General features: G+C 60.7%; 26 protein-coding genes. 4 read left to right on the plus strand and 22 right to left on the minus strand.

Annotation, left to right across the window (positions count from 1 at the left end):
* Positions 1-81: 81 nt before the first annotated feature.
* A complete protein-coding gene (locus RWM61_RS16405) occupies positions 82-249 on the plus strand; it encodes a hypothetical protein (protein ID WP_314002744.1) in 168 nt (55 codons plus the stop codon).
* Positions 250-352: 103 nt separating this feature from the next.
* Here RWM61_RS16405 and RWM61_RS16410 read toward each other — a convergent pair whose 3' ends face one another.
* A complete protein-coding gene (locus RWM61_RS16410) occupies positions 353-922 on the minus strand; it encodes a VTT domain-containing protein (protein ID WP_314002746.1) in 570 nt (189 codons plus the stop codon).
* Positions 923-1,017: 95 nt separating this feature from the next.
* On the opposite strand from RWM61_RS16410, the gene RWM61_RS16415 reads away from it, so the two are divergent.
* The gene (locus tag RWM61_RS16415; protein WP_314002748.1) at positions 1,018-1,611 is read left to right on the plus strand and encodes a DUF1405 domain-containing protein; all 594 of its coding nucleotides are present in this window, start codon (positions 1,018-1,020) and stop codon (positions 1,609-1,611) included.
* 30 nt (positions 1,612-1,641) lie between these two features.
* Here the strand turns inward: RWM61_RS16415 and RWM61_RS16420 are convergent, their stop codons facing one another.
* Positions 1,642-2,385, minus strand: coding sequence for a hypothetical protein (locus RWM61_RS16420; RefSeq protein WP_314002750.1), 744 nt, complete (start codon positions 2,383-2,385; stop codon positions 1,642-1,644).
* The gene (locus RWM61_RS16425; protein ID WP_314002752.1) at positions 2,382-3,221 is read right to left on the minus strand and encodes an ATP-binding cassette domain-containing protein; all 840 of its coding nucleotides are present in this window, start codon (positions 3,219-3,221) and stop codon (positions 2,382-2,384) included. The genes RWM61_RS16420 and RWM61_RS16425 overlap by 4 nt, the downstream gene beginning before the upstream one ends.
* 264 nt (positions 3,222-3,485) lie before the next feature.
* Between RWM61_RS16425 and RWM61_RS16430 the strand changes: the two genes are divergently transcribed.
* Together RWM61_RS16430 and RWM61_RS16435 are read left to right on the plus strand one after the other, a co-directional pair.
* Positions 3,486-4,487: a ketoacyl-ACP synthase III gene (locus tag RWM61_RS16430; RefSeq protein ID WP_314002753.1), complete on the plus strand. Its 1,002-nt coding sequence runs from the start codon at positions 3,486-3,488 to the stop codon at positions 4,485-4,487.
* Between the two features lie 140 nt (positions 4,488-4,627).
* Positions 4,628-5,320, plus strand: coding sequence for a glycosyltransferase (locus tag RWM61_RS16435; RefSeq protein ID WP_314002794.1), 693 nt, complete (start codon positions 4,628-4,630; stop codon positions 5,318-5,320).
* Positions 5,321-5,368: 48 nt separating this feature from the next.
* Here RWM61_RS16435 and RWM61_RS16440 read toward each other — a convergent pair whose 3' ends face one another.
* The 19 genes from RWM61_RS16440 to RWM61_RS16530 all read right to left on the minus strand — a co-directional run.
* Positions 5,369-6,091 (minus strand): glycosyltransferase, encoded by a 723-nt coding sequence (locus tag RWM61_RS16440; protein ID WP_314002755.1) that lies wholly within the window; start codon positions 6,089-6,091, stop codon positions 5,369-5,371.
* A 52-nt stretch (positions 6,092-6,143) separates the two neighbouring features.
* On the minus strand, positions 6,144-7,091 hold the full coding sequence (locus tag RWM61_RS16445; protein ID WP_314002757.1) for an NAD-dependent epimerase/dehydratase family protein: 948 nt from the start codon (positions 7,089-7,091) through the stop codon (positions 6,144-6,146).
* Positions 7,088-7,942 carry an SDR family oxidoreductase gene (locus tag RWM61_RS16450; RefSeq protein ID WP_314002759.1) on the minus strand — a complete coding sequence of 285 codons (855 nt, stop codon included), beginning with the start codon at positions 7,940-7,942 and terminating at the stop codon, positions 7,088-7,090. The genes RWM61_RS16445 and RWM61_RS16450 overlap by 4 nt, the downstream gene beginning before the upstream one ends.
* Positions 7,939-8,922: a polysaccharide biosynthesis protein gene (locus tag RWM61_RS16455; RefSeq protein ID WP_314002761.1), complete on the minus strand. Its 984-nt coding sequence runs from the start codon at positions 8,920-8,922 to the stop codon at positions 7,939-7,941. The genes RWM61_RS16450 and RWM61_RS16455 overlap by 4 nt, the downstream gene beginning before the upstream one ends.
* Positions 8,909-10,009: a non-hydrolyzing UDP-N-acetylglucosamine 2-epimerase gene (wecB, locus tag RWM61_RS16460; RefSeq protein WP_314002763.1), complete on the minus strand. Its 1,101-nt coding sequence runs from the start codon at positions 10,007-10,009 to the stop codon at positions 8,909-8,911. The genes RWM61_RS16455 and wecB overlap by 14 nt, the downstream gene beginning before the upstream one ends.
* Positions 10,010-10,014: 5 nt before the next feature.
* Positions 10,015-11,586: a glycosyltransferase family 4 protein gene (locus RWM61_RS16465; RefSeq protein WP_314002765.1), complete on the minus strand. Its 1,572-nt coding sequence runs from the start codon at positions 11,584-11,586 to the stop codon at positions 10,015-10,017.
* A gap of 176 nt (positions 11,587-11,762) precedes the next feature.
* Positions 11,763-12,839, minus strand: coding sequence for a glycosyltransferase (locus tag RWM61_RS16470; RefSeq protein ID WP_314002767.1), 1,077 nt, complete (start codon positions 12,837-12,839; stop codon positions 11,763-11,765).
* Between the two features lie 75 nt (positions 12,840-12,914).
* Positions 12,915-14,012, minus strand: coding sequence for a glycosyltransferase (locus RWM61_RS16475; RefSeq protein WP_314002769.1), 1,098 nt, complete (start codon positions 14,010-14,012; stop codon positions 12,915-12,917).
* Positions 14,013-14,224: 212 nt separating this feature from the next.
* Positions 14,225-14,518 carry a hypothetical protein gene (locus tag RWM61_RS16480; protein ID WP_314002772.1) on the minus strand — a complete coding sequence of 98 codons (294 nt, stop codon included), beginning with the start codon at positions 14,516-14,518 and terminating at the stop codon, positions 14,225-14,227.
* The gene (locus RWM61_RS16485; protein ID WP_314002774.1) at positions 14,515-14,826 is read right to left on the minus strand and encodes a hypothetical protein; all 312 of its coding nucleotides are present in this window, start codon (positions 14,824-14,826) and stop codon (positions 14,515-14,517) included. Before RWM61_RS16485 ends, RWM61_RS16480 begins: the two co-directional genes overlap by 4 nt.
* 2 nt (positions 14,827-14,828) lie before the next feature.
* Positions 14,829-15,161, minus strand: coding sequence for a restriction endonuclease subunit S (locus tag RWM61_RS16490; protein ID WP_314002776.1), 333 nt, complete (start codon positions 15,159-15,161; stop codon positions 14,829-14,831).
* Between the two features lie 19 nt (positions 15,162-15,180).
* Positions 15,181-15,468, minus strand: coding sequence for a nucleoside-diphosphate sugar epimerase (locus tag RWM61_RS16495; RefSeq protein ID WP_314002778.1), 288 nt, complete (start codon positions 15,466-15,468; stop codon positions 15,181-15,183).
* 62 nt (positions 15,469-15,530) lie between these two features.
* A complete protein-coding gene (locus tag RWM61_RS16500) occupies positions 15,531-16,877 on the minus strand; it encodes a glycosyltransferase family 2 protein (protein WP_314002780.1) in 1,347 nt (448 codons plus the stop codon).
* Between the two features lie 41 nt (positions 16,878-16,918).
* Positions 16,919-17,953 (minus strand): GT-D fold domain-containing glycosyltransferase, encoded by a 1,035-nt coding sequence (locus RWM61_RS16505; protein ID WP_314002782.1) that lies wholly within the window; start codon positions 17,951-17,953, stop codon positions 16,919-16,921.
* Positions 17,946-18,674: a sugar phosphate nucleotidyltransferase gene (locus tag RWM61_RS16510; protein ID WP_314002784.1), complete on the minus strand. Its 729-nt coding sequence runs from the start codon at positions 18,672-18,674 to the stop codon at positions 17,946-17,948. Before RWM61_RS16510 ends, RWM61_RS16505 begins: the two co-directional genes overlap by 8 nt.
* 75 nt (positions 18,675-18,749) lie before the next feature.
* On the minus strand, positions 18,750-19,505 hold the full coding sequence (locus tag RWM61_RS16515; RefSeq protein ID WP_314002786.1) for a glycosyltransferase family 2 protein: 756 nt from the start codon (positions 19,503-19,505) through the stop codon (positions 18,750-18,752).
* Positions 19,502-20,419 carry a family 2 glycosyl transferase gene (locus tag RWM61_RS16520; protein WP_314002788.1) on the minus strand — a complete coding sequence of 306 codons (918 nt, stop codon included), beginning with the start codon at positions 20,417-20,419 and terminating at the stop codon, positions 19,502-19,504. Before RWM61_RS16520 ends, RWM61_RS16515 begins: the two co-directional genes overlap by 4 nt.
* A 4-nt stretch (positions 20,420-20,423) precedes the next feature.
* Positions 20,424-21,350, minus strand: coding sequence for a glycosyltransferase (locus RWM61_RS16525; protein WP_314002790.1), 927 nt, complete (start codon positions 21,348-21,350; stop codon positions 20,424-20,426).
* 254 nt (positions 21,351-21,604) lie between these two features.
* Positions 21,605-22,668: WIAG-tail domain (locus RWM61_RS16530; protein WP_314002792.1), on the minus strand; the 1,064-nt coding region annotated here is incomplete at its 5' end.

The raw sequence follows: 22,668 nt of genomic DNA on the forward strand, positions 1-22,668 counted from the left end.
TTACGCCCAAACCGGAAAATTACCAACGTTTACCTCGAAGTGCATAGGTCATGTAAATAATAGGCTGGGGGTGAGAATGGAATGAAATCCATGAAATGGCTGGCAGTCGTTTCGGTTCTAAGCATCGTTCTGATTTTCGCAGCCGGATGCAACGCCGGAAACAACGGGAATGCCGGCGACACGAACAACGGTACGAATAACATGGAAGACATGAACGGCATGGATAAAGGTCAAATGGATATGAAATAATGCGTGGAATGGGCTTGCAGGTCCGGCGCAGCGCGGGCAACCGACCGGAATCGTATGAAATGCAAAAGGAACGGCAGCCATTGAACCGTTCCTTTTGCTTCTATCATCGCTTTTTCTTATTCCCTTGTCTAAACAGCACATAAATAATGACAAGAAGAATAAGGGTTATCGACAGCCGGGTATAATTATCGTTGATTGTCATCAAATCGTGTCCCACCAATGTTTCAAGCCCTATAGAAGGCGCCTTTCCAATGAAAGTAACGATAATAAAATCAATAAAGCGCATGTTGGCAATAGCGGCAATGAACGTAATGACCGCCGAGGGAACAAATGGCGTGATACGGGCGACAAGAAGGATGGCGATTTGCCTTTTGCGGGTTGTCCCTTTGAGCTTCTGAAGCCACGACCAGTTCCTTTGGCCGATCTTTATTTTTCCGAACCCCCATTTATAAAGCCAGTAGGAAACGGCGGCCCCCAACACTTCACCCGACAAGGAAATCCAAAAACCCGGAACAAGTCCGAAGACAACCGCGTTGGCTCCCGATAAAAAAACAGACGGAATGACGCCTATTATGCTGATAAAAATGTTGATGAGCAAACTGATAAGCACAGCCCATATACCGAAACCCTTAAGCCAACCAGCCATTTCATCGACTTCAAATATAAAATCCATCGAACCCGAACACCCGTTTCCCTTCGAAATGTATGTTTCCGATACGGACTATTATACTCCATATATCGAACACCGGCAAAAAAGGGGGCGTCCAAATGACACAATGGCTGCACGTATTGAATAAGCGGTGGTTTTTATACTCCTTATTATTAGTTAACAGCTTCGGCACCGTTTATGGATATGTGTGGTACGGGTGGCAATTGCGTGAAACGCCCGCCCGGTTTCTCTTATTTGTGCCTGACAGTCCCATGGCCAGCCATTTCTTCGTATTCGTGATACTTGCCTTTTTATTGCGCAGACACTGGCCTCTGATCGAAGCATTAGCGGCAGTGACGCTGGTTAAGTACGGAATTTGGGCGGTTGTCATGAATCTGCTTGTCCTCAATGTTACCGGCGAGCTTTCATGGCAAGGCTACATGCTGATAGCCTCGCATGCGGCCATGGCGATACAAGGCATGCTGTATGCTCCTTATTATCGTTTCAAGCCGTGGCATTTAATCGCCGCTGCCGTTTGGACGCTGCACAACGATATGATTGATTATCTGTATAAAATGATGCCTCGCTATCCCGTGCTGGATCAATATTTCGTGCCGATCGGCTACTTTACGTTCTGGTTAAGTATGGCTTCCATATGGGGCGCTTATATGCTCTGTTTACGAAAAAACAGGCGAACTTTAGAACTGACTTGAATGTCATGCGAACGATGGCGATGCGCGGGGTCAGAGGATCCCGGGCAGCCACCCTCCCCCGCCTGTCAGATAAAGAATGCCCAATCCGATACTAAAGAGCGATGCCGCGATGCCGAACGCACGGAAGACGCCGGGCTTGGAAGTTATCCGTGAAACGCCGAGAAGAGAAGCGATTACCATCGTGAGATGAGTGACGAATAATCCGACTGCAAAAGCCAATACGGTCAAGATCCCGCTTGATATGGAACCCGAGCCGGTTGCCGCGGTGAAAAGCAGCAGCTGGCTTGGCGTTTCCGCCCCGATGCCATGGATGACCCCGATTAAAACAGCGCCGCGGTTTGACATATTTGTATTTAACCCTCTGGTATAATCCGCTTTCCTGTTGCCAAGCTTCCAGCCCAGCCAGGAAACAAAATTGCTGATTCCGTTATAAGCCAATCTCCACCTGCTTATCAGAATGGCTTCCTTATTGTTTCTTAATAAATAATTCAACAACAGAACGGAAAGCACGATAAGCGTTACACCGACCAATTTTTCCATAAAACCGTCCACCCAATCCGGAAGGGCATATCCGAGAACAATGGCAAGCAGACCTAGAATCAGAATGACGAGCTCATGGCCGACCGCATAGAACGTCGCAACCGTAAACCCCTTCTTCCTGCTATTTTCCGATCCGACGAGATCGGTGATTGCGGCAATGTGGTCCCAGTCCACCCCATGCCTAAGTCCTAAAATAAAAGCCAATAACAGAAAGGATAACTCCGGCGCGGTCATTCGTTTACCTCCATCATCTGGTTTGTATGCAGGCTGTACAGCAGTCTGACTGTTTCCTGAAGCGTTCGCGGGTAACGGGCGATCCTGACATTCTTCATTAAAGTGAAAGGAAGAGACAGCATGGGAAGCCGCAAAGCCGCACTTGCCATCACCTCTTGATCCACCGTCAGTTCGGCCGTTCCGGCCGCAACGATCCCGCCGTCCTTGAGTACTATGACCGAATCCGCCCAAACCGCTGTGAAATCAACATCGTGCGTGGCAACGATAATCGTAATGCCCGTCAGGTGCAGCGATTCCAACAGATAGCTGATTTGTGAATATCCGTTGGCATCCAATCCGATAAACGGGTCATCGATCAGCATAATCTTTGGATTCGAGCAAAGGGCTGCCGCTATTTGTAGTTTTTTGATGTCGGTCCGCGATAGATATTTCATATCTTCCGATCTCGACTCGTACAAATCGACGGAACACAAGAGCAGTTTGGCCTTATCCTCAATGTCCCGTTTCGGCAGACGTTGCTTGATGAGAAAATGAGTGATGTATTCCCATATGGTACGGTGAAAGAGGGACGGTTTAAAAGCATGATCCACAGGTCTCACAAAAGCATGGATTTGCTTTTTCGGCCACGAAACGATAGGCGCATCGAAAAGCGAAACGTTCCCGCGCGTTAAACGGACTTGATTGCCTAACGCTTTCAGCAGCGTTGACTTACCCGAACCGTTGGCCCCCAGTATAACGGTTTTTTCATGGGATTTGACAGTAAAATTTAGATTACTCAGTACCGCTTTTCCATTCGGAAGCGTGTAGCCGCCTTCGCTCACCATGTAGGAATACATAATGCCTCCTAATAAAACGGACAAAAACCCGTATGGATTTTTGCCCTCTATACAACATTTTCTTAGTGCTTATGCAATTATAACCCCTCTCTGTATTTATGTAAATATTATTCACGCTGTAATGTTATATTCATTCACAAAGCGCAATGGGTATGATTTCGCGAATGACGGACGAAATTTCTGTCTCTCTGGATTGACACCACCAACGCAGTACTTTATCATTAGTACCAGATACTAATACCAGATAATAAGGAGTTGGTCGCGATGTTTCGGGCGGGTTCCCTCCAATCGACGGCGGTCGTTACTGCCATCGGCTCTTACGTTCCCGAACGTGTGCTTACGAATGCCGATCTGGAAGCAATGGTCGATACGAACGACGAATGGATCGTGCAGCGGACAGGCATTTCCGAACGGCGGATCGCCGCCGAGAACGAATATTGCAGCGACCTGGCCATCGCCGCGGTACGCGATCTTGTCGAGCGGTACGGCTCGAACATCAGCGACGTCGACTATATTTTGACCGCCACTTCATCGCCTGATACGGTGTTCCCGAGCGTGTCCGCGCGCGTGCAGGCCGCTTTCGGCATTCCGGCCTGCGGAACGGCCGATGTGCAGGCCGCATGCGCAGGCTTCGTATCCGCGCTGCAGATGGCAAACGGTCTCCTGCTTGGCGGCCTGCACCGGAAGGTGCTGGTCATAGGAGCGGAGACGCTGTCCAAAATTACCGATTATACGGACCGGACCACCTGCATCCTGTTCGGCGACGGCGCGGCGGCATTCTTAGTCGAAGCGGCCGCGGACGGACAAGGCTCGTTCAATGCCTCCTCCGTATCGACCCAAGGCGAATCGGGGCACCATCTGTACCGCTCGGCGCTGGCTCCCGCCATCGGCGAATTCCCTTTGCAAGCCGGCGGCTATATCGTGCAGAACGGGCGCGAGGTTTATAAATGGGCGGTCACGAATGTGTCGGAAGGCGTGAAGACGCTGCTTGAAGCAAGCGGCATGCGCGCGGAAGAGCTCGACTGGTTCGTGCCGCACAGCGCCAATATGCGGATGATCGAATCGATCTGCGAGCGAACCGGCATACCGCTTGAGAGGACCCTGCACAGCCTGACGACCTGCGGGAATACTTCGGCCGCGTCCATTCCCCTCGCGATCGACGCCGCGGTCAAGGACGGAAGACTGAAGAGCGGCGATTGGATGCTGCTCTACGGCTTCGGCGGAGGGCTGACGCAAGCCGGACTGCTGCTGCGCTGGACCCTGTAACCCGCGCGGACGACCTTGACGAAAGATGTGCGAATGAGCGCGGGCAAGCATCGTGCCTCCCCCGTCCCGGAATCCATATAATGAATGGAGATTCCGACAGATAGGAGTGAACCCCGATCGCACCGCTCGTCACTGTCGTCATTCCGTTTTACAATTGCCCGTATGTCCCGCAAGCCGTTCAAAGCGCGCTCGCGCAAACGTACCCGCATGTGGAAGTCATCGTCGTGGACGACGGTTCGACATCCTGGCGTCATCTGCTTGACCCGTTTCACAGGCGAATCCACATTCTGGGCAAAGCGAACGGAGGAACGGCAAGCGCGTTGAATCACGGCATGCGGCTTGCATCCGGCAAATACGTCGCCTGGCTAAGCTCCGACGATTGGTTCTACCCGGAGAAAATCGCCCATCAGGTGTCGTTCATGGAGCAGGCGGGCCTTCGCATGAGCTGCACCGATTATCACATCATCAACGAACGGAATGAGATGACCGCCATGCATCAGGCGCTGCGGTTTCCGTCACCGAAGGCTTATGTCGCCTCCTTGCTTTCGCTCTGTCCGGTCAACGGCTGCACGGTGATGATGACCAGGGAGCTGATCGCAGGACTGGGCTGGTTCAACGAAGCTTATCCTTACGCGCACGATTATGAGCTGTGGATTCGCGCCGCGCTTTCCGGGATCGACATGCACTTCGTGGACCTGCCGCTCACGCTGTACCGGCGGCACTCCGGGATGGGGACGGTACGGCACCGGCACGCGGTTGCGGCGGAGTTCGAATCGATCCGTGCGTATTACGGTTACCTTTTGCATGATCGCATAGCGAGGACGCCCGGCTGAAACGCAATGAAGAAAGCGGCGGCGAAAACGAATCGGCGTGCAGGCCCGTTAGCGGGCTTGCACGCCGATTTGTGCCAGAAACCTGCGCCACGAAACCGAGTAACGGGCGTACGTCGCCTTCGCTTCCGCCGCGATGGCGTCGCGATGGCGCAAGGTGCCCATATCGCCGTGCCTGCGGTAGAAGGTCAGCGGCTCCGGCAGGTAATGAAACGGAAAACCCGCCAGCATCGCGCGGAACCAGAAATCCAGATCGTGCGTATACGGCAGCGATTCGTTAAAGCCTCCGAGCCAGGTGTAAAGCTCCTTGCGCATCATGACCGTGCAGCCGTTGACCGGATTCGCGCCGTCGAACGCGCGGTAAAAAGCGGAATAATCTTCGCCGGGCGGCGACACGCACCGTTCCGTCACCTTCCCGCCGCCGTCGATCACGCTGAAAGCGGTATGGCCGATCCAGGCGCCCGCGGCGGACATCGCCCGGAACTGCCGCTCGATTTTCTCCGGATGCAGCTTGTCGTCCGAACTCAGCCACGCGATATACGCGCCGCTCGCCAACCGGAAGCCGGTATTCAGCGCGCTGGCCGTGCCGCCGTTCACCTGGCCTATATAATGAATGCGTCCTTTGTAATCGGCCAGCTTCTCGGCGTGGCGGACCGAGCCGTCGTCGACGACGATAATCTCGATGCTGCGGTGCGTCTGCGCCAGGGCGCTTTCCACCGCCTCCGCCACATAAGGATCGTTATAGAACGGAATGACTATCGATACGTCCGGCATCGGCATCGACCTCCTTCTCCTTCCCTTCTCCTTCCCTTCTCCTTACCTATGATTATGATTCCGGCTGCGGAGCCGCGGCGATCATATCGGCAATCGAGCGCTCAAACGGATAACGGGGCCGCCAGCCCAAGGCGCGCACCGCCGAACCGTCCGCAGGCTGCGGCGACGGCGCGTCCGAATCGCCGATCTCCCATTCGATCGGCACATCCGCCGCAAGCTCGAATGCTTCCGCAACCTCCCCCAGCGTGCGGAGCATACCTGACGCAACCGGGTACACGCGGCCGCTTTCGCCCAGCCTCAGCAGCAGGTCGTAGGCCGCTACCGCATCTCTTACATCGAGAAAATCCCGGCGCTCTCCGGCGGATGACAGCCGAAAAGGCTTCATTGCCGGCGCTCCCGAAGCGCGGGACCGGCGCAGGGCGCGAACATGGTCGGCGATCAAGGCGCACAGCCCGTTGGACGGACCGGGTCCGATCAGATTCGACGGTTCGGCGACGAGCGCATCCGAGCCGTAGAGCTTGTGCCAGCAGCGGACGGCGGACACCTGCATCGTTTTGCTTAAGCCGTAAGGGTGCGGCGGCTCGGGCGCCGCCCCGCCGCCCGGCCATTCGAAGCGGAGCATGGACCCCGCCACCAGCGTCCGGCATCCGTTCGCGAGCTTTCGCACCGCCTCCAGCACGTAGACGGTCGACATCAGGTTGGATTCGAGAAAGACGGCGGGCACGTTCCAGGAAGGCCCGACGGCGTTCAGGCCCGCCAGATGCAGCACATAATCCGGCTGGTGTCTTGCCATCAGCCGCATGACGGCTTCGCCGTCCGTCAGTTCGCACACGTCCACGGCGGCGCCCGTTCGCTTCACTTCAGCCGCGCGGGCGTGCCCCGCATCCCGAACGACGCCGACCACCTTCATGCCGCCGCCGGCGGCAGAGGCGAAGTAAGCGCAGGCATGCAGTCCGCTGAAGCCGGCTGCGCCTGTCACGACGATTGTTTGATCCTTCATGCGTGAAGTCCGCCCGGCCGCATCCAACGGGCGAGCTCCTCCAGCATCGGCCGGTAGGGCTGCGCCTCATACCGCCAATCGGACCTGGTCGCCTGCAGCGTCCGGTCGATCCGCGGCTCCTCCGACGGTTCGATGACGACGCCGCGCCGGTCGAAGACTTCCGCAAACAGCCTCAGCAGCTCCAGCTTGCTGACCGGCTGCGGCGCCGTCAGGTGGACGAGCCCGCCGACCTGCGGGTTCGCCGCGGCGTATTCCACCGCTTTGGCAAGCTCAAGCGTCGTCACCCCGTTCCACATCACCCGCGCATACCCTTTGACCGGGCCCTTCTGCCGCATAAACCAATAGAGCAGCCCGATTCCCGCGGGCCGGATTTCAGGACCAACGATCGACGTCCGGATCGTCAGATGCCGAGGGTCCGTCACCTCGCCGAGCGCCTTCGAGCGGGCGTATACGGATGTGCCGTCCGGCCGGTCCGTTTCGGCGTAGCCTCCCCGGCTGCCCGAAAATACGCAATCCGAGCTGATGTGAATCAAACGGCTGCCGGTCTCATCCGCGGCATGCCGCAGCCAATGAGGCAGCAGTCCGTTCACCGAGTAGGCGGCCACCGGCCTCTCCTCCGCGTCCTGGTTAAGAACGCCCGCCGCGTTGACGATGACGTCCGGGCGCTCCGCCTTCACCATTCGCAGCACCGCCTCGAAATCGGCAGCCTCCAGCAGCCGTTCGTTGTCCGCCGCGGCTCCGGCAAGCCTGCGAACCGTATAGACGACATCCACGCCCGACTCCTGCCGACAAAAATAACGGACCAGCATATGGCCTGCCATGCCTTGACCGCCGATGACGAGCATTTTCATGACAGAAAGCCTCCGCTCGCCAGCATCTCGCGGATTTGCTCTTTGCTCATATGCGAATCGCCCGAACTGAAGCTGTCTATGGCGATCGCCGGGTAATGGGCGTAACGCTCGCGAAGACCGGGAATTTCGATAGGCGGCAGAATGACCAGATACTGCCCGTCATAGACGACCGTGCTCAAGCTCTCGTAATCGGTGAGCAGAATTTCGTGAATTTTTTCGCCGGGCCGGATGCCCGTCTCGATCATTTCCACCTGGCGCCCGACGTCCTCCATCAGCACCTCCGCCAAGTCGACGATTTTGCAGGCGGGCATCGTCATGACGAAAATTTCGCCGCCCGCGCTTTCCTCCGACGCCTTGAACAGCAGCCGGATCGCGTCCTGCAGCGTCAGGAAGAAACGGGTCATCCGCTTGTCGGTGATTCTGACCGGATGGCCGTCCCGGATCTGCTGCTTGAACAGATGGATGACGCTGCCGTTCGTGCCGAGCACATTGCCTCCCCGCACGCATACGAATGTCGTCTCGCTGCGCAGCAGGTTCGCATAGACGATCAGCTTCTCCCCGATCGCTTTCGTCATGCCGTAGAAATTGGACGGATTCGCCGCCTTGTCGGTTGAAATATAGATGACCCTCTTGACGTTGTTCACAATCGCCGCCTCAATGACGTTCTGGGTTCCGATGACGTTCGTCTTCAGCGCCTCATACGGGTGATCCTCGCAGACGGGCACATGCTTCAAGGCAGCCAGATGGAAAACGTAATCCACCTCCTTGCAAGCTTCGGTCATCGCTTCCTTGTCGCGAATATCGCCGATGCAAAAGCTTAAGCGCCTGTTTTCGAAAGCGCGGCTCATCGCCACCTGGCTGGATTCGTTGCGGGAAAACACGATCACTTCCTTCGGCTCTTGAGGGAGCAGCTGGCGAACCAGTTCATACCCCCAAGAGCCGGTTCCGCCGGTTACCAAGATGCGCTTATTTTTGAACATCCCATTTCCCTCCAAGCAAAAATTTAACCACTTTGTCCGACACGTCCCGCGCTTCATAGCCTTCCGGCACATCCCATGCCGCCGGCAAAGCCGTCATGGCCGCCACCGACTCCGCGATGCGGGACGGATGAAGCCCGCATACGGCGTTGCTGCCGCAGTCCACCGTCTCGGGACGCTCGGTCGATTCCCGGATCGTGACCGTCGGCACGCGCATGATGCAGCATTCCTCCTGCACCGTGCCGCTGTCCGTAATGGCGCACCACGCATGCCGCTCCAAGCGGACAAAATCGAAGAAGCCGAAAGGCTCGTGAAACTCCACCAGCTCGTGAACGGGCCTTTTGACGCCTCCCCGGACAAGCCTGGAACGGGTGCGCGGATGAACGCTGCAGATCAGGCGCTTGCCGAACCGTTCCGCAACCGTGTTCAGCCCGCCCAGAATAGCCGCGAGCCGCCCGGGATCGTCCACGTTCTCGGCTCGGTGGGCGGTCACGATCAAATAATCGCCTGGCGTCAGGGCGAGCCGTTCGATTACGTCGCTGGCATCAATCCTGTGCCGGTAATGTTCCATGACCTCGTATATCGGGTTGCCGGTCAGCACGATCCGCTGCGCCGGAAAGCCTTCTCGCAGCAAATTCGCCTTGCTGTAGGCCGTATAAGGCATATTGATGCTTGAAACGGCGTCGATGATTTTGCGGTTTTTCTCCTCCGGCACCCGCAGATCGTAGCAGCGGTTGCCCGCCTCCATATGGACGACCGGGATACCCATCCGCTCCACCAGCACGGCGCTGAGCGCGCTGTTCGTATCGCCGAGCAGCAGGACGACGTCCGGCCGTTCCCGCTCCAGGGCCGCTTCAAGGTCGCGAAACATCGCCGACAGCTGCATGCCCAGCGAGCGGCCGGACGGAACGACTTGCAGATCGGGCTTGCGCAAGCCCAATTGTTCGAAAAAGATGCCGCTGAGCGACTGCGTATAGTTCTGGCCGGTATGGATCAACAGATGCCGTTCGGCGAAAACGTCCAGCTTGCCGATAATCAGGCTGAGACGGATAATCTCGGGGCGTGTGCCCAGAATCGTCGCGACGCGCACCGCAGTCACCTCCTTCTACCCGATTTGCGTTTGCCGGTTTTATAAGAATAAGTCGGCTTCCGCCGTCTGCGGCGGGCGGCAAGCCTTCGGTCATGCGTTGTCCCTCGGCGGCGGGAGCGGCCGCGCAGGCCCCGCCCCGAACGTGCCGCCGCTAAGCCGCGCCCGGAGCGAAGCGCCTTTTGGCGCCGTCTCGGCGCACCGGCGCCGGATCCGGTCCTTCCCAAGGCCGGGCCCTTCGGCATCGCGGCGATCCAGGCCTGGGGTACCAGGCGCACGTCCTCCCACCGGTTGCCGTCCTTCACAAACGCCTTCTCCGACAAATAGGGCCGCAAGCAATCGCCTTCGCGCTTGTACACGACCGGCGCGCTTCCTTTCACGAGACGGACCTGAGGCATCGCCAAATCCTTGACGGACTCCAGAAAAGCCCCTATCCGGCTTTGATAGGCGCCGATGCCGAACACCGCCCCCGCAGCCGCCCGATTGCGTTCGCCGGTCTCGCGGAGCAGCCTATCGTCGGAGAGCAGCCGGGAGACCGCCGCCGTCAGCGAATCCACATCGCCGGTCCCGACGCTCCATGCCCCGCTGCCTGTCATTTCATGGATTTCCGACAAGCCCCCGGAGGCAAAGGAGACGACGGGCTTGCCGAAAGCCATTCCCTCGAGCGCCGTCATCCCGAACCCTTCGACGCCGAGGCTCGGTACGACAACGATATCCATTGCCGGATAAACGCACTCCATGCGCTCGGCAAACCGGATCCATCGAACACGGTCCATCAGCCCGCTCGCCCGGGCGATGTCCAGGCCGGCCTCGAAGTAGGCGCCGTCCATCGGATTGCCCACGATCAGAAACCTGGCGTTGCCGTGCCGGGGAGCAAGCCGTACCGCCATATCCATAAAATGATGAAATCCTTTGCCGCCATAGATCGTTCCCGCGATGAAGCCGATCAGCCGATGCTCCTCGTCGATGCCCAGCTGGCGCCGCAGGCTGGAACGGTAAATATCCCAATTGCCCGGCTCAAGCTCCTCCTCCCGCCAGGAAGGCGGAAGCAGCAGCGTTCGGTGCGCGTGATGCCCGCCGAAGGGGCGAAGCGTCGCAGCCGAAATGCCGACGATCCGGTCGGCATGGCCGGCGATAAAGGCCGCGCACGCCGGCGTATGCGGCGTCTCCTGCAGCACCTCCATCACCGACCAGATAACGGGAATGCCCGTCGCTTTCGCGGCAACGGCGGGCAGCGGATGGACGCACGTATTGACGAGCACGGCATCGGGCTTCAGCCGAAGCAGCAGGGCCACAAGCTCCGGCAGGAACGGCTCGCCCATCCTTCGGTCGATGTCTTCCAGCGCGTGCGGCAAGCCCAGATACAAGGAAGCGATGATGGGAATATTCAGCACGATCACGGGCATGCCGAGCGCTCTGGCTTGTGTCGCGATCACGCCTTCGTTCGGCACGACCAGCGTGCATGCGTACAGCGGGAGCAGCTCCCGCATTTTGAACATCAGCAGCTTCTCGGCTCCCGTAACGTAATCCGGACTGCAAATATGGGAAAACACGAGCAAGCTCGGTCTAGCGTTCCGCATGGCTCATACCCGCCTTTGCATGGGCCGGGTATGGGTCACCTCCTTTGCGACGGGTAGTACAATATATTAGGAGGACAACTCCCGCGGCACGACATTTGAACCCTTGTCAATCGTACAAATTAACGGGTTCCTGCCGGGACGCACGGCTTGTTCGCCCGTGTCCGGCGGCATTCGTGCTATTGCTCGAACAGCAGCGACAGCATCCGGTCCAACCGGTTCGCGTACGTATGATCGCGCATCGTCCGGTATAAACCCCGCAGCGCGATCGCCTGTCTGTGCTCCTCGTTCGCCAGATAATACTCGATCTTCGCCTTCAGCTCGTCGGCGGAAGCGTACGTTTCGATCTCCACGCCCGGCACGTAGCAGGAGGCAATCCCATCCCTCACGTCGGTCAGCTGAAGCGCCGCGCATGCCGAGATTTCGAAGGTGCGGGGATTGGGCGAAACGGCATGAAGCCCCGCTCCGTTCCGGTTGAACTCGGCGTCATGGGGCGACCGGTGCAGGTTAATCACGATTTTGGCGCCGTTATAGGTCAAGGCGGTTTCTTTCGGGTCCATCCATTTGTTCAACTCGATGCGCGGCGCAAGCCGCCTGAAGTTCCGCAATCTCTCCCACCAGATGCCGGAAATCCACATATTTTTGCCGGCCAGGTAGTCCGCCATGCCGTCGAAGAAATCGACCCGATTCCAATAAGCGGAACCGACGAAACAGATGTCCCGCCTTCTGTCCTGCGGCGCGTTCAGCGGCCGAAAAGCAACCGGATGAACGCCGAGCGGCAGATGGTGAACCCGCTGGCAGCCGAGCGAACGGTAGTGCTCGACGCATGACAGCTCGAGCGTAAATACGTCGTCAAAATGCGGGGCCAGCACGGTGGTGATGTCCGTATAATAGGGGTCGTCCGTAAACCAGACGGCCGTCCGCAGACCGAGCGCGCGGATCTCGTCGACCCGGGCGGGGTCGAACTCCAGCCCGTCCAAGACAAGCACGAGGTCGGGCCTGAGCGCGGCCGCGTCATGGACGGCCGTTTCTTTTCCCGTCACGGTGAGGCGTGCGACCATCGCCCTCAAGGTGACCGATACCGCTTCGTCCAGCGGGGAGTATGGGAAACCTTTGCCGGTCGCGACGAACATGATATGCAGCGGCCGTACGGCCGGCATGACCGCGCCGAGACGGACCGCGTGCTCGCTGGCGCCGAGACGGTAGCCGTCGCGCCAGCCGCTCCTGTAGCCGTCCTGTCTTCCTTTGCGCCACAAGCTTGTGCGTGTCTGCCCGGCCCGGCGAATGCGAGAGCGTGCTGCAGAGGACAAATTCAACACTCCTTCCGTTCGTTATGGATAGCCAAGCTCGGAGAGCAGCCGGTTTACGCGCGCCGGATAAGAATGCTCGCGAAGCGTACGCGCCAAGCCGCGGGCGGCAATCCGGCTGCGCTCGTCCTCGCGCGCCAGGTAATGCCTGATTTTATCCACCAGGTCCGCCGCTCCGTCGAACGTTTCAAGCTCTTCGCCCGGCCGGTAATAAAGCTCCAGATCCTCGCGGCGGTCCGTCAATTGAAAAGCGCCGCAAGCCGCGATTTCGAATGTCCGCGGATTGATCGATCTGCCCGGCAGATTAAGCGTGTTCCGGTTGTCGGAGCCGGCCTCGGCCGGTCGGTGAAGGTTGATGACGATCTTCGCTCCGTTATAGTAGCGAACCGATTCGTCGACAGGCAGCCAGCCGAGACGGATCGACGGCTTGAGCCGCCGGAACGACCTTAACCGCTCCCAGAGCCCGCCGAAGATGCGCACACGAAGCCCCTTCAGGCCGGACGCCGCCGCGTCGAACACGGCGACCCGATTCCGGAAAGCTTGCCCGATAAAGCACACGTCGCTCCTGTATTCCGGTCCGACCTGCATCGGCCGGAAACGCCCGGCATGCGCGGCGAACGGCATATAATGAACGTCGCCGCAGCCGATTTGCCGGTACAGTTCGACCGTGCTCAGCTCATGCGTGACGACGGTGTCGTAAAGGGGCGCGAGGTTGACCGTATCCCCGGTCATATAAGGATCGTCGGCGAACCATACCGCCGTGCGGATGCCGAGCCCCCGCACCGCCTCAAGCTGGGCCGGATAATCGGCCGGAAAAACATGCAGCCCGTTCAATACGAGCATCAGATCGGGCCGCACGAGCGACGCCTGCTCGTACATCCGCTCCGGACTTGCCGTATACAGTTCGGTGACGTTCTGTGCAAGGCCTTCGGCGACGCCGTCGTCAATCGCTTCGAACCCTTGCGGAATGAACAGCACGCGCAGATTCCGCTTGACCGCGCCGAACGGGGGCGCCGATTCGGATATGGCGCGGCAAGCGCCGTCGCGCCATCCGCGCGCAAAGCCGTCGCGCAGCCCGGCCGCCCGGCCCCTGCCGGCCATGCTCACGCGTCGAACTCCCATGGAGCAACACCGCCGATTTCATTGAGGATACTTACTCCATAACTATATGCTCCGCTCCGATTGCCCTTATGGTCTCTTGTCCGTTAAGCGCATAAAAAGGCGGTTGTCCGTACAGGACGGTCGCGGTCAACGCAAAGAGGCATCCCCTCTTCCGCGTCACGCGGAAGAGGGAATGCCCGGCGGGCCGGCCGTCGCCGGCATGACTCGCCGCTCTACGGCTGGCTTTCGTACATGAGCTGGTGCCCGTCTTCGAAGCCTTTGGCAAAGCCGGCGTTGTAGCCTTCGTTATAGGCCTGGTTGTATCCTCTTCTGTAAGCCGATACGGAACGTACGGATCTGCCCTTCCGACGCCGGGCCGCCTTGCCGCGCCCCGCGGCTGTGCCCGGCCGGCCTGCCGGCCGCCCCCGCTTAACGGGCTTGCGCCGTTTCCGCACCAGCTTCCGGCTCTGAACCGTCTGTTTTCTTATGCGGCCTTTGCGTAAGGCCCGGCGTTTGTTCGTTATCAATCCCTATTACCTCCCGGAGTTTGCCTTCCCGCTCCGGACGCGTCCACGGAGACGAACGGGGCGAGCCACGGCGTTCCCGGCCGCCCTGCCCGGATTTCACGGAGCCGGATGCCGGCAACCGCCTCGGCCATCGATTGCTGCAAGCCGGACAGCAGCCGGATATTATCGGCGATCGAACGAGCCGCGAAAGGCGATACGCCCGATACGTCGGCAACATTTTCCAACAGTCTGGCGAGGGCCCGCTGGCTTTGGGCCACGGAAGCGATCAGGTCCAGCTTCACCAGCCGTTCGGCGTCTCTGCGGCTCACGGTTACCGGTCCCCAAGGTCAAAGCCGCCGCCGAACGGGCCGCCTCCCCCTTCGCCGCCTTCGCCGTCCTGCCCGAGCGCGGCTTTCAGCACCCTCGTCAGCCCTTGCCCAAGCTTCGTCAAGCCTTCAAGCGCTTCAATCACATGGCCGTGGGCCTGAGTCGTCTCCTTCAGCTGGCCGTGATGATCGGCGAATGCGTCTGGGCTGACGTGGTTGACGAACCAGCAGCACGCTTTTTCCGCCTCGACCGCCTTCGCCTCCAAAATCATCGCCACGTTCCACTGCATTTTGGCCGACGCGTCCAGCATGCGTAAATAAGCCCCATCCCGGTTCATGGCACGTTCTCCTCTCGAATCACTCTTCCTCCGGATCGTCGATTTCCTTCATCACGGCCGTCAGTTGGTCCGCCATCGCCTCCTGGAGCTCGGCAAGCCCGTGTAAATAAGCGACGACGTTCTTGCCCACGGTGTGCGCGCCCTCCAGCAGACCCTCGAAGCCTCCGAACTGGGGATGCCGGTCGGGCAGCGCATGCACGACCTGGGCCATCCGGACCGCAATCTGGCGCTCCGCTTCCAGCATCCGGGCAAGCTGCTGATGCGATGCGGACAAATGCTCGACCAACTCATCCAATAACCGCTCCACGATTGTAGTCCCTCCGATCTTTTACCAGCATATGCACACTCCGCATCGCTGCCACTGCCGTTTTACAGCCGTTGTCCGCAGCGGCCCGGCGCGATCACCGGCAAGCCCTCCGGCAAGCCGGACAGCTGTTCATGGGTAGCCTGCACCATCGGTTTCGCCGACAGCTTCCATGCCTCCGCCGCTTCCGCGCTCGCCACGAACCGCCTGAGGCCGGATTCCACATAGTAGAGCGCGCCTTCGGGCGAGGCCGTCAACACGCCGCCCCGCATGCCGGCCGCGACCCGGTCCGTCCGCCAGGCCGCTTCCGCTTCGGCTGCAGAAATCGCGGGCCCGATCGGAAAGCGCCCGATGTCGATCTGCGTGAGCTGAACGACGGGCAGGCCGCCGCTGTCGCCGTCGATCGGACGCCGTTCTCCGCCGTCGAGCCAGAATACGGTATCGCCGAGTCCTTTTACCGCTGTGAAGCGGGGATAAAAGTCCGTCTGCCCGTACAAGGCCGAACCGCCGACCGCTCTTGCCCGATGCACCAGGCCGTGCGGGTCGCGCCATTTGTCGATGTAATATTGTTCGTTGCGGCTGTTTATCGTTTCATAGTCTTTGCCGAACGACTTGATCGTCACGCTGCCGTAATGATGGACGAACGCATCGCCGGCGATCATGAGCGAGCAGCCCTGCATCCGGATCCGGACGCTGTAATCGTCATCCTCGAAATTGCCGTTCGCAAAGCCCTCGTCCCAATAACCGGTTCGTTCCCACAGCTCCCTGCGAAAAAGGAGGCAAAAGCCCGTGAGCCGGTTCGTCTCGCGCCATTTGACGGGATCGGGCGTGTTATGCTTGCGGGCGAACGCATACATCTCGGGTATGGACGAATAGTTCGTTTGCACCAGCTGCTCGCCGCCGATGTAATTGGTGACCGGACCCACCATGCCGATCCGTTCGTCGCTGTGAAGGCAGCGCAGCATATTTTCGAGCCAATGCTCCGTCACGAGAGCGTCGTTGTTGAGCAGCGCGATCGTCTGCCCTTTCGCCATCATCAGCCCGCGGTTGACTGCCGCGGCGAAGCCGAGATTCGTCTCCAGCAGCCGGTATCTGACCCGTCCCTTCAGACTTGCCAAATAACCGGCCGTCCCGTCGGTCGAGCCGTTGTCCACGACGATGATTTCATAAGGCAGGTCCGTGTAGTCGATGATGCTGTCGATGCATTTCCGCAAATAATCGGCCTGATTGTATGTCGGAATGACGATGCTCGTGCCTTCATATACGGTGCCGTAAGCGGCCATTCCCGTCTGCAGCCCGTCCTGGTAGCCGGCCGCGTAGCCGTCGTCGAACCGGCGGTGAACAGTCGGCTTCGGGCTTTGCGGAGCGGTTCGCCTCCCGGTTCGGCGGGTTTTTTCGGCAAGCTTGCGCAAGTCCCCTCACCCCTTTCCATCCATCCAAAAGTAGTGCGGCGTCAGAGCGTCTCCTTGCCGCTTGCGATCCCGTCGGCCATATGTCCGAAATCAAGCGCCACCTTGCCCAGCTCCGCCGCCAGCCGCCAGGCAATGACCACGGCCGGAATCCCTGCGGACACCAGCGCCAGATCAAAATCCGTCCGCCCGGCTTCCGCCATCACACGCCCGATGTCCGCGAAGCCCCGCACAGGCGAGATGGTGCCCGTGACCGTAAAGCCGGCGGCCGCAAGCCGTTCCGAAAGCGCGTGGGCGGCGTTGCCGATGACGAGCAGCCGCCTGCCCTGCATGAGCCGGGCCAGAAGGCCTGCCGCATGGAGGTTATAATTGACCAGCGAGTCCGTCAGCTGAAGCGAGCGCACATCGATGCCGTGGCTGCGCAGGACGGGATCGAGCAACGGCAGAAAATGCGGCTTCCGCGAAAGCGGCACCCCTACCAGATCCGCGCCCCTCACCGCTTCGGCCAGCAAATTGCGGGCGGTCAAATCCGGCACCTCCACGCCGGCATAGGCCAGGAAAGGCGCTTCCGACCGGATCGTCGCGATGTCCATGACGTTATCCTGAGCCAGAGCCAGCATTTCGCCGTCGCCAAGCCGGACGACCGATAAAGGCAGGCCGGCTGCCAGCGCCGCTTCCATGCGCGCAAATACGGCATGCGCGTCGGCCAGCGGTATGAGCGCCGGCCTGAGCGTCTCGACACCCGCGGCAATAACCGCCTGCAGCGGGATGCCCGTGAGCAGCATGCCCGGCGGCACGGACTGCTCGAGCAGCAGCTCGCCCCCCTCGTAACGCCCTTGCTCCAGTCCCTGGGCATAAGCGGCCCTTACCGTCGCTTCCGTTGTGCCGCTCACCGCTCCCGTCACCGGGTCGACGGCAAGCCGCCTGCGCCTCGGCCTCTTCAACCGGGCGCCCGCTTGCGGCCGCCTGCGCCGCAGCCTGTGAAGCTTCGCCCCTCTTGTCCGTCCCGGGCGGGCGCGCCCGACTTTGTTGCGCCGCTTGATACGGGTCGCCGAAGAACGGGCTCTGCCCCTATTCATGGCGGAGCTCCCTCAGCTTGCACGAGGCCTCATGCAGCGAGTCGAATGTGCCCGCATCCGCCCACCAGCCGTCCAGCACCCGATAGGCAAGCTGCCCGGCGGCGGCATAGGCGTTATTGACGTCGGTAATCTCCATTTCGCCGCGGCGGGAGGGCGCAACTGAGCGAATTCGGGTGAAAACGGTGCGGTCATACATATAAATCCCGGTCACGCAGTACGCGGATTGCGGCCGGTCGGGCTTTTCTTCAATCCGCATGATGCGGCTTCCCTTCCGGTCGAACACCGGTACGCCGTAGCGTCTCGGGTCCCCGACCGCCTTCAGCAGCACCATCGCACCGCTTTTCTGCTTTGCGAACGCCTCGAGATGCGGCAGCAGCGGCTCCTCGAACAAATTGTCGCCCAGCAGCACGACGAACTTCCCGTCCTGCCCGATGAAGGGCTCAGCCACCGCGAGTGCCTGGGCGATACCGCCCGCCTCCTCCTGGACTCTGTAAGTAATCGATACGCCTTCGTCCCGGCCGCTTCCGAGATAGGCGGTAAACAAGCCGACCGCGGAACGGCCCGTGACGATCAGAATGTCCGTAATGCCCGCTTCCCTCAGCTTCGACAGCGCATGGCCGATCATCGGCCGGTCGCCGACGGGCAGCAGATGCTTGTTGATGACCGAGGTAAGCGGCCGCAGCCTGGTGCCCGTACCGCCTGCCAAAATGACTGCCTTCAATACGTTCCCTCCTCATCGTTCCATCCGTACCGCCGCCGGACGGCGGTTGTTGTCGTACCCGCCCAAGCGGCTGCGCTAGAAGAAAGCTGCCGGGTCGACGTTCCATTTCTCCATGAAAAGACGGCGGTTTCGCTCAACGAGCGCCTGCAGCTTCCCCGGCTCCACCTGCCGAAAGCTCGCGCTGCCGGCATGATGGACCAGCGTATCGCGGCAAAGCCGCAAACCGTAGCCGAGCATGCGCATCCTCAGGCAGTAGTCGTCGTCCTCGTAATGACCGGGAGAGAACCGTTCGTCCAGTTCGCCTACCCGCTCGTACACCTCTCGTTTAAAGAGCATGCAAAATCCGACCAGCCGCATGACAGGCTCCCATTTGCCGGGATCCGAACGGTTATGCTCGTCTGCAATCCGCTCGAATTCGGCCGAATCCGCATGCGGCACATCCATTTGCTGTTTGCCGCTTGCATAATTCGTCATCGGCCCTGCCATGCCGACGTTGTCATCGCCGTCGAGCGCGGCCGACAGGTTGTCAAGCCATCGCGGGGTGACGGTTACATCGTTGTTCAGGAGCAGCAGCCGCTCGCCTCCGGCCAGGCGCAGCCCTTTGTTGCAGGCGCGCGGAAAACCGATGTTCGCCGGCAGCCGGATGAAGGATATCCGTTCCGATCCGCACCACTGCGCCGTTCCGTCCGTCGAGCCGTTATCGACGATCAGCAGCTCATATGGCGTGCGTTCCGGATCGGTGTGCCTGCGAACCGCTTCCACGCAGGCGCGCAGCAGCGGAAGCCCGTTATAGGTGGGAATGACGATGCCGGTTGTGCGCGGGGCGGTCATGGCGCCGCTCCTCCCGCGGCGCTCCGCCGCCTCTCGGCGTCGGTTAAAGCGAGCCTTGCTCCGCTCCGGCTCATGGCCTCGCACAGCGCTTCGATATGCTCCTCCACATACCGTCCTCGGCGCGAGTCGCCTTCCGGGCGTTCGCCGCCGCTGCCCTTGAAGCTTCCGCCCGCAGTTCGGGCGCAAGTCCGTACACGCAGGCCCAGGGCGAGGGCCTCCGCTTGCGCTTTGGCCGGCGCGGCCAGGGCCTCCGCGCCCAACGCGCGCAACGCGCGGCGGGATAAGGCGTACGGCAGATCCGACATCGAGCTCGCGCCCAGGTCGGGCCGGCCGAAGCCGCTGTTCATGAAAGCGCGCAGGCGCATCGTGTCATTCCAGGCGCTGAACGGGCCGAGGTTCTCCTCGACGCGGGTCAAGGCAACATCCGTCCCGCTTCGCACGGCCTTCAGCAATGGCAGAAGCCGTCGGGCATCGGCCGGTACGGTACCGTCGACGACAAGCATCGCGTCGCCTTCGGCCATTTTGGCGCCCGCGCACCGCTGCTCCCCTTGGCCAAGCGGCTCCGCCGCATGGACGACGGCCGCTTCCGGGAACATGCGAATGAGCTCGAGTCCGGCTTTGCCGTCCCCATGCAGCACGACGACGATTTCGTCAGGTTGAAGGCGGCTCAGCTCGGCCAACGCCTTGACAAGCGTTTCTCCCCCGCTCCCGCCGGCAACGACGACCGATGTCCGCAGGCCGGCCGGGAAGGATTTGACGGCGCCGCGCCGTTTGCCGCCCGCCGCGCCGCGAACCGGCCGGCGTCCGAGTCCGAAGCGTCCGCGGCGTGCGGGGAGACGCCGCCTCCCGCCGGCGGCAAGCTGTCGCCGGCGGAGCGGCGCCGGCCGTCCGGGCGTCTGTCCGGTCCGTTTCATGGCATCACCTCACGTTTGATGTTTTCACGGAAGGGCCGCCGTTATCGCCGTCCTCCGATACCGACATCCACCAATGCAAAGCTTCCAGATGGTCTCCGACGATCAGCGGCTCGAGCGGCCGGGCTCTCTCCCTTTTGCGGCGCAGCGGATTCCGCTTGCCCACATCCACGAAATGCGGCAGCCGAATGTCGAGCCCGGCTTTCACCGCCTTTGCGAGAGCGAGGGGCGGCACCGCCAGGGCGTCGGCGCCGACGGCTTGAAGCGCCCGCCTTCCGAGCGCGTGGGGGACGGCCGTCGGTGAAGCGCCGCCCAGATCGCTTCGGCCGAGTATCGTATTCAGCGCGTGCTTGGCAAGCACCACGCCGTGGACGCGCCGCATCCGTGTCGGGCCGTGATAGTCGTTTAAAGCAACGTCGGCTCCGTCCTCAATCGCCCGGACGAACGGCCGCAAATCCTCGGCTTTGATCACCATGTCGCCATCGATAAAAAGCAGGATGCGGCCGTTCGCCGCTTGCGCTCCTACGCTTCGGCCGACGTCATGCCCGAGCGGCTCGCGGAACGAGATAACGCGGGCGCCTGCCGCCTTGGCGATCGCGTCGGAGCCGTCCCGCGTTCCGTTGGCGACAACGATCACCTCGGCATCCTTATGCACGCGCTTTGCCTGGCGGATAACGGCCGCGATTGTCCGGCGCTCGTTCATGACCGGGATAATGACGGACACGGCCCGTTCCGTCCTCTCGGCGGAAGCATCGCCTGGCCGCAAATCCGAAACGCCGCCGGCTGTGGCTTCATCGACGGGGCCTGTGATTGCCCGCGGGGAGTACCTTCTCCGAAATGGGAACGACGCGGGCGATGCGGCCTTCCTTCCGCGGCTGACGCGATTCGGCTTTACCGGTTTCCGGCCGGCCCGCCCTTCCCTACGATACCGCATCGGCAAACCTCCACCTCCTCGCAGTCATTAAACGGTTACCGCGGTAAGCGGCACTAGGGTGAACGCCGGGGATGGCGTCCGGTTGCGCGTCAACAGGTCTTTTCCATCTCATTGTATGTACCGGAGACGAAGGCGCAACGGCACTTGTACAGCCGGGCCGCAGCGCGGTCCGAGCGTCCCGGGCGTATAGCGCGCATGCCAAAAGCAGCTCCCTCGCGACGTTGTCGCGCAGGGAGCTGCCGTTAGGGCGCGGTTTATCCGCGGCTGCCGATTGCGATCCAATTCAGCATGCCGCTCGGCGCGGGGCCGACCCGCTGCCGGCTGATCGTAACAACGGCGAAATCCGGATCTTTCGTTTTAATGGATGCGAAGCAGGAAGGCTGATCGGTCGTCACCGTAAGCACGTACTCTTTGTCGTCGTAAGGCTCGTCGAACGGAATGGCGACGTCGGCCTGCTCTTCCATGCCGGTGAACGCAAACGGCACAAGGCCGAATTGCTGCAGCACGACGCCGAAGCTTTCTCCCGACACGACGGGGTTAAAAGCGAGCTTCGAAATCGGCAGGCTGTAGTCCTGGACGTGCCTGTCGTTAATGGCATCCGGCTGGATGTGCGGCGCCCCGACGGAGCCCGAGGCCAGTGTACGCTCGCTCACCGCTCCGTCCGCCAGCTTCTCGGCCGTGATTGCGCCGTCCGCCAGCTTCTCGGCCGTCACGGCTCCTTTCGCCAGATGTTCGGCTTCGATGCCGCCTGCACGGATTGGAGCGGCCGCAAACAAGTCCGCCGCCAACTTCGACCTCGTCACGGATCCGTCCGCCAGATGCACCGTTCCGATCGCGCCGCTTGCCAGATGCGATGCTCCTACCGCGCCGCTTGCAAGATGGGAGGCACTGACCGCCCCTTTCGCCAAGTGCTCCGGCTTCACGGACCCGCCTGCCAGTTGAGCGCTGCCTACCGCTCCCGGTGCCAGATGTTCCGCCGCGATTGCGCCTTCCGCAATATGAGGGCTGCGGACAGCGCCGCGAGCCAATTGATGGCAGCCGATTGCACCCGCCGAAACATGCTCGGTCCCGATGGCTCCTTCCGCCACATGCGCGCCGCTTACCGCACCTATCGCAAGCTGCAATCCGCCTACCGCTCCAGGCGCAAGGTGCTCCGTCACGATCGTCCCTTCCGCTACATGGCTGGAACCGACGGCACCATTTGCCAACTGCTTTGCGGCGACGCTGCCCTCTCCAAGATGGGCGGTTACGATTGCACCTTCTGCAATGTGCTTGCCGCCGACAGCGCCCTCCGCCAACTGTTGTGCGCCGACGATCC

The organism is uncultured Paenibacillus sp. (assembly GCF_963515335.1).
Classification (GTDB): Bacteria; Bacillota; Bacilli; order Paenibacillales; family Paenibacillaceae; genus Paenibacillus_I.